At 59.0% G+C, this 6,275-nt stretch carries 6 protein-coding genes; 5 read left to right on the top strand and 1 reads right to left on the bottom strand.

Annotated elements, in window-relative coordinates:
• Positions 1-68 precede the first annotated feature (68 nt).
• Positions 69-929: a hypothetical protein gene (locus P3T23_RS39490; RefSeq protein WP_429321478.1), complete on the bottom strand. Its 861-nt coding sequence runs from the start codon at positions 927-929 to the stop codon at positions 69-71.
• 206 nt (positions 930-1,135) lie between these two features.
• Between P3T23_RS39490 and P3T23_RS39485 the strand changes: the two genes are divergently transcribed.
• The 5 genes from P3T23_RS39485 (at position 1,136) to P3T23_RS39465 (ending at position 6,220) form a co-directional block, all read left to right on the top strand.
• Positions 1,136-1,699, top strand: coding sequence for a hypothetical protein (locus tag P3T23_RS39485; RefSeq protein WP_429321477.1), 564 nt, complete (start codon positions 1,136-1,138; stop codon positions 1,697-1,699).
• A gap of 431 nt (positions 1,700-2,130) precedes the next feature.
• On the top strand, positions 2,131-3,765 hold the full coding sequence (locus P3T23_RS39480; RefSeq protein ID WP_429321476.1) for a DUF4942 domain-containing protein: 1,635 nt from the start codon (positions 2,131-2,133) through the stop codon (positions 3,763-3,765).
• Entirely contained in the window at positions 3,762-4,712 is a 951-nt protein-coding gene (locus P3T23_RS39475) for a hypothetical protein (protein ID WP_429321475.1), read from the top strand. The genes P3T23_RS39480 and P3T23_RS39475 overlap by 4 nt, the downstream gene beginning before the upstream one ends.
• 282 nt (positions 4,713-4,994) lie before the next feature.
• A complete protein-coding gene (locus P3T23_RS39470) occupies positions 4,995-5,186 on the top strand; it encodes a hypothetical protein (RefSeq protein ID WP_429321474.1) in 192 nt (63 codons plus the stop codon).
• Between the two features lie 365 nt (positions 5,187-5,551).
• Positions 5,552-6,220, top strand: a complete 669-nt coding sequence (locus P3T23_RS39465; protein WP_429321473.1) for a tetratricopeptide repeat protein — start codon at positions 5,552-5,554, stop codon at positions 6,218-6,220.
• Positions 6,221-6,275: the final 55 nt, after the last annotated feature.

The following is a 6,275-nucleotide window of genomic DNA, read 5'->3' as shown; positions in this document are numbered from 1 at the left end:
ATCACCTGGACGAAGGAAACCATCGATGCCGAACTGGCGAAACTGCTCGACGGATACGGCACTCAATTTCAAGTCAATTTCTCGTGAACACTTATGTACAATTCGGACGATTTATTTTCTGCTGCGTCAAGATAAAGGACATCCGCTACGCCGGATCCCGTGTTCGGAACCAATGTCCACGAAGCCTTCCCAGTTATTGCATACCTAGCAGGATGTGCCTCAATCCCCGGCCCATTTACCGCATCAAGTAGTGGTTGCAGCGCGCGTCCCTCACTTTCCCACGCGTTCTCCTGAAACATTACGTATTGCTCTCGACCATCAATAAGCAAATTGAAACGCGTAGAGTATGGCTTTGGTTTATCGAGAACGGCTTGCGATAAACGGGTCATGTAAACGTGAAGCTCATCAGAAAGTCGATGTGGATTTGTTTGCACAACAGGGAAGTCGGACTTATTTCGTAGGATGGAAATCAGGTCATTGTTGACATTCCAATGCGGATTTTGTTCGGCGGAATACCATACGGGCTCGTCGCGCGTCACGATCCCAGCGAGGTTATCAAACGTATGTGCAACACCTCGCGGTATTATCAACCGTCGATGCGGACTCGGTTCAAAAGAACATGAGACAGCGTCGTGCAATGTCGCGCTACCATCGCGGCAATCGACAAAGTGGCCGACGATTTGCCTTCTTGGGCTTCCGAAGAAGGTAAGACGGTCGTCTTGTCCGACGTGAATACCATAAGTCGAGTATTCAAACTCAGGCCCGTGTGTAACGAAGTCAGAAACCAGTGGCCCTGGACTTGATAGAACTTTTAGCGAAAACCATGAGTCATGGGATGGGATCTGATTGGCGAGATTCGGTTGGAACCTGAGGCCAGGAATTTCCAGTTCAATATCAAATGCATCGGATGGCAGATTGAGTAGGTTCACAGCCAATCTCCGTTGGAAATTCGCACGAACTTCAACTTCCGATCACTTAATGACACTTCGTAATTTGGTTCACCGCGTTCGACACCCTCTCGTTATAGGCACATGGAATCCATTTTGTCAAAAATATGTTTAGAACTGTATACTCAGAGGATTCGAATGTTTGTATTAAACACATATCAAATCGCTACGTTCATAAAAGAGGAAGCGTGCTGATTTCCTATCGTCATTTCGGCAACCGTATCTTGGCAAAGCGCGAAAAAGAGATCGGGCAGGTTTCCAAAGTGAACCGGCCATCCGAGTGGCTGCTTTGTGAGTTTGATGAGCGGCAGGTTGTGGCCGGTCCCAGCCTTTCAGTTGTCACCGAGTCGATAGCCAGATATCGGACCGCGATGACGAAGATCGCGCGCGATCAGACAAAGGCGCAAGCTTCGGCGGCTGCAGCTGCCGGTGCGAGCGCTCTGCCCGTTCATCAGCCCAAGGCAACGCAGTTCGTCGACCTGAAAGAGACCTACAGCGATGCCGGCGACAAGGAGCTGTCTCAACGGTGCTGTCCAACAGGCTGCTCCGCAGGCGGCCGGCAATGTGCGGCCCGCTCCGCCGTCTCAGGCCGTGGTTCAGGTCGTGCCGAATCCGCAGTCGGAGTTGCAGATCGAGGAGAAACAGGAATCGCCGCAGCAGTGCGCGGCCGACATGCAAGCGTTGCAGCAAGCGATCCTGCAGTTCAACGCTTGGGCCGCGAAGCTCCCGCACGGAAATCCGCCTCAAGCTGAAGCGGAAGATGCCGATGACACTTCCGGGGCTCCAGTTTCGATGGCCGCTGCCCTGGCTTGGTCGACCCAGTATGTCGGCGTGGTGAGCCAAGCCCCGGCAGTTCCTGCTGTGTCGGCGCGCGGATACAACGCCCCGCCCCGGGGGTCAGCCAAGTGCAACCGAGTCCCACCGGCGGTCGCCATCTGCTCTGGTCGCACGAGTTTCAGCGGTGGGTCTACCTCGCGCAATAAACCGAATATCGGTTCTGTGTGCACGGTGTTGCATTTCTCTCGTTGGCCTTCTCGCGTGCTGTATAGCCTGTCGCGGGCCGCAACGGACGACTGGGCCCACGACGTTGCCGGAACTGCTGCGCGTCCGGTGTCCTGTTCGGGGTGACTTGACTCTCGAATCTGCCGCGTAGGCTGGTCTGAAACACCATTCGAGGTCAGCCATGCAATTCGAAGTCGAAATCGATACCCCGTCCGAGTTCTTCGCCCCGGTCTCGTCCGACGTCTTCAATACCCTGATAGGGGAATACAACGCCACGCGCGCGAAGATCATCGAGTTAGCCGACGTCGCGACCGGGCATGCGTTCAGCACGGCGATGGCCTACTTCATCGAAGGGAATGCCGGCGACGAGCGTATGCATCGCAGTCTGTACGTCGACAAGCTGTTTCAGGTCGACGGAGCAATCAAGGCGCTCAACGCGAGCTACTGGCGCCGCGCACTGAACCTCACCGACGCCTATGAGCTCATGCCCCAGAAGCGTCGCGACGAGTGGGATAAGGACATTCGTGAGGGCAACATGCCGGACTTCACGGAGGACGCAGTGCGGCCAACGATCCTGAACCTCCTGAACATGCGTGCGCAGTTTCTCGCGGAGAAGGTCGACGGCGTGTTCCGCGGCCTGTCCGGCCACCACGTCACGAACCGCCCTGAGGGCTTCTCGATCAGGATGATCATCTCGTACGTCCTGAACTCGTGGGGCCACACCTGCACAACCCGCGGCGGTCTCATCCACGATCTTCGCTGCGTGATCTCGCGCTTCATGGGCCGCGGCGAGCCGCATCGACGTCTCACGATAGATTTCCTTGAGCAGACACGGCGCACGCCCGGGCAATGGGTGTCGACGGACGGCGGCGCACTGCGCGTGCGCATGTATAAGAACGGGAACGCACACCTCGAGGTCCACCCCGACATGGCGTGGCGCCTCAATTGCGTACTGGCGCACATGCACCCGAGTGCGATCCCGTCCGAGTTCCGCAAGAAGCCGAAGAAGAAGCCCAAGGAGTTCGAGCAGCTGCTGCGGCCGCTGCCGTTTCCGGTGCTCGAGATCATTTCCCAGTGCCTTTACCACGTCCGGCCGGACGCGCAGCACGTGTGGTTCAACAGCGAAGCCGCTGCCAGCCCGCACCTCGAGGAGGCCAAACGCGTGCTCGAGTCGATCGGCGGTGTGCGGGACAGCCGACCGACCCATCAGATGAACTTCGACTATCCGGTCCACCAGATTCTGCGCGAGATCGTCGCTACCGGCGTGCTACCGGACAGCGTGTCTTTCCAGTTCCACCAGACGTCAGAGAGGCTCGCCTATGATGCCGCGGAGTGGGCCGAAATCGGCGACGAGGACGAGGTGCTTGAGCCGAGCGCGGGCCAGGGTGCAATCGCCAAGCATCTGCCGGCCGACAGCCTCCAGTGCATCGAGCTCTCTGCCCTGCACTGCCAGATCCTGAAGGCCAAGGGCTTCAGGACCGAACAGGCCGACTTCATCGCCTGGGCCGAAGATGCGGCAGAGCACGGCCGAAAATTCAATGTGATCGTGATGAACCCGCCGTTTGCCGATGGCCGCGCCGCACTGCACATCGAGTATGCCTACTCGCTGCTCGCTCAGGGAGGTCGCCTCGTCGCGGTGATGCCGGGATCGTATAGGAACAAGCAGATCATCCCGAACGTCGAGGCTGAGTTCTCTCGCATCTACGAGAACGAGTTCACGACGACGAGCGTATCCGTGGTGCTGATGCGAGTCCGCCGGCCGATCGATGCGCATTCCCAGACCGTGAAGAGCGTAGCGATGGAGGTGACGGCGTGAAAGTTCCTTCTACGCTTCCAGTCACTGTTTCCCGAGAAGTCGAGCGCCTGCTGCTGGAAGGTGCTGCGTGCGCGATCGGTGTGTCGGGTGGAAAAGATAGTCAAGCATGCGCTCTGGCCGTCGACGCATATCTCGACAGGATTGGTCACACGGGGCCTCGGATCCTCGTCCATTCTGATCTTGGCCGTGTCGAGTGGGCCGACAGCCTGCCGGTATGCGAGAAATTGGCTGACCATCTGGGCTACGAGTTGGTCGTGGTGCGGCGCCAAGCTGGAGACATGCTGTCTCGTTGGCAGGGCCGGCGGGAAGCGAATCTCGCGCGCTATCGCGATCTGTCGTGTGTAAAGCTTATTTTGCCGTGGAGCACGCCCTCAATGCGCTTTTGCACATCCGAGCTCAAGACCTCTGTGATCACGTCCGCGCTGAAGAAACGCTTCCCTTCGATTCCGATCGTGAACGTCACGGGCGTGCGTCGGGAAGAGAGCGCCGCGCGAAGCAAGATGCCTGTCTGGGCTCCCATGCAAAAGTTGGAACGTCGCAATCTGGCCGGTGTTAGCTGGAACGCGATCATCGACGCGACCAAGCCGGCGGTGCTCGGCGCAATCCGCGACAGCGCGCTCGAACTGCACGAAGCCTACACGAAGTACGGCACGTCCAGGGTGTCGTGCGCCTATTGCATCATGAGCTCGGAACGCGACCTGCAGGCAGCCGCATCCTGCCCGGATAACGCAGCGCTATACCGCGCGATGGTCGAACTGGAATGCACTTCGACCTTCGCTTTCCAGGGCGACAAGTGGCTTGCAGACGTGGCGCCACATCTGCTGACGCAGGACGCGCTCGCCCGCGTGCGTGCTGCGAAACAAGCGGCAGACCAACGGAAGGCTGTGGAGGCCCGAATCCCTCAGCACTTGCTGTATGTCCCCGGGTGGCCAACTTCCGTGCCCTAAGCCCAGGAGGCGGAGCTTCTAGCGTCGGTTCGCCGCGACGTCGCCGGCGCACTGGATATCGAGGTCAAGTGCATCACTGGTGCAGCGGTACGTGAACGATACGACGGGCTCATTCGGGCGCGTGATGCGCGAGATTCCAACGCAACGGCTCAGACGATGCCGCCGGCTGCAGAGGTACAACTTGACCTCGCCCTCGAACGGACGTTGTGATCTGATGCTCGCGACTTGACTTCGACGAGCTGGCGATAATCTAAAAGCTCTATCTCTCGAACGGGGCGCGCAATGGAATTCGTCAAGCTGCATGAGGCGATTGGGACGGCTGAGCATGCGGCCGACGCCTATGGCCTGCCGCAGACCGTGTTTCGGTCGCGCGACACGCATGGCTGGGCCAACACCAATGCACTTGCCCGGGTGCTCGGGCAGGCTGGCATCGACATCTTCATGACGGTCTTGCCAACCCGCTACTTCTCTTAATGGCGACGGTGCTGTATGGACAAAAAGGAACTTCCTCTGTCGCAAGGCACGCTCGATGTGCAGGAGTGGGGTTTTTGGTTTTGGCGTTAGACCGCGGCGCACGATGGGGCCATTCCTGACCGCGGATTTGCGTCCCCACCGAGGCGCGCATCGCGTTACAGGCCGAAAAACGAGGTTTCCCGGCCATATTTTCAATCTGTGATCCGAAAGTCCGCGACGGACAATAGAAATGCACCTTCGCGTGACCACAAATACACGTCTTCACAAGGAATCAGTCCATGCTTCGACCGATTCGCGGTTCCGTTCTTTCGATAGCCCTTCTCGGATCGTGTGCGCTTGCGCACGCTGAACCCACGGTGTCGGACGTGAACGCAGCAATTCAGGCCGGCCAGTATGCCCAAGCCGAGCAGATGATCAAGGAAGTGGCTCCGAATCATTCTGCGAGTCCCCGGGTTCACTACATGATGGCGCAGGTGCTGTCTCGCGTGCCCGGGCGCGAAGGCGAAGCTCGTCAGGAGTTCAAGGCGGCCATGAGCCTGAACCCGCAGTTGCCCTTCGCGGATTCCACCGAGGTCAACGCCCTGCAAGAGCGAATTCGGCCGCATGACGAGCCGCCGCGCCCGCAGGAAGAAGCGCCTCACCTGCAGGAACAGCCGATTCAACCACCTCAGCGGGCCCAGCTGCCGCTGCCGGCGAGCCTGACGGCGCCACCGGCGCCGCCGTTCGTGCCCCACCCGCAACGGCCGCAGATGAGCCTGTACGACCGCGTCATGTTGACCATCCAGGAGAACAACATTGTCGCGGCTGCAGCGGTCGGCGTCATCGCGATTCTGGCCATCGCGTGGTCCTTCATCGGCCGCAAAAAGAAGGGCGACGGCCAGCCGAAGAAGAAGGACAAGAGGTCGTCGCGCCGACGTGAGCCTACGGGGCTTTCCGACGACCAAGGGCAAGAAGCCGAAGAATTCGCATATTCGAATGCCTCGCCCGACCATCGCGATCGGACGGAGCATCGCGAAAATTCCCCTTCCTCGTGAGAGCCGGCGCACCACGAGAACGAGCACGAGGACTTCGCTCGAAATTGAACCACGG

The organism is Paraburkholderia sp. GAS448 (genome assembly GCF_050435685.1).
Lineage (GTDB): Bacteria > Pseudomonadota > Gammaproteobacteria > Burkholderiales > Burkholderiaceae > Paraburkholderia.
Note: the sequence above shows the minus strand (reverse complement) of the source record. Positions and strands in the feature narration are given on the sequence as shown.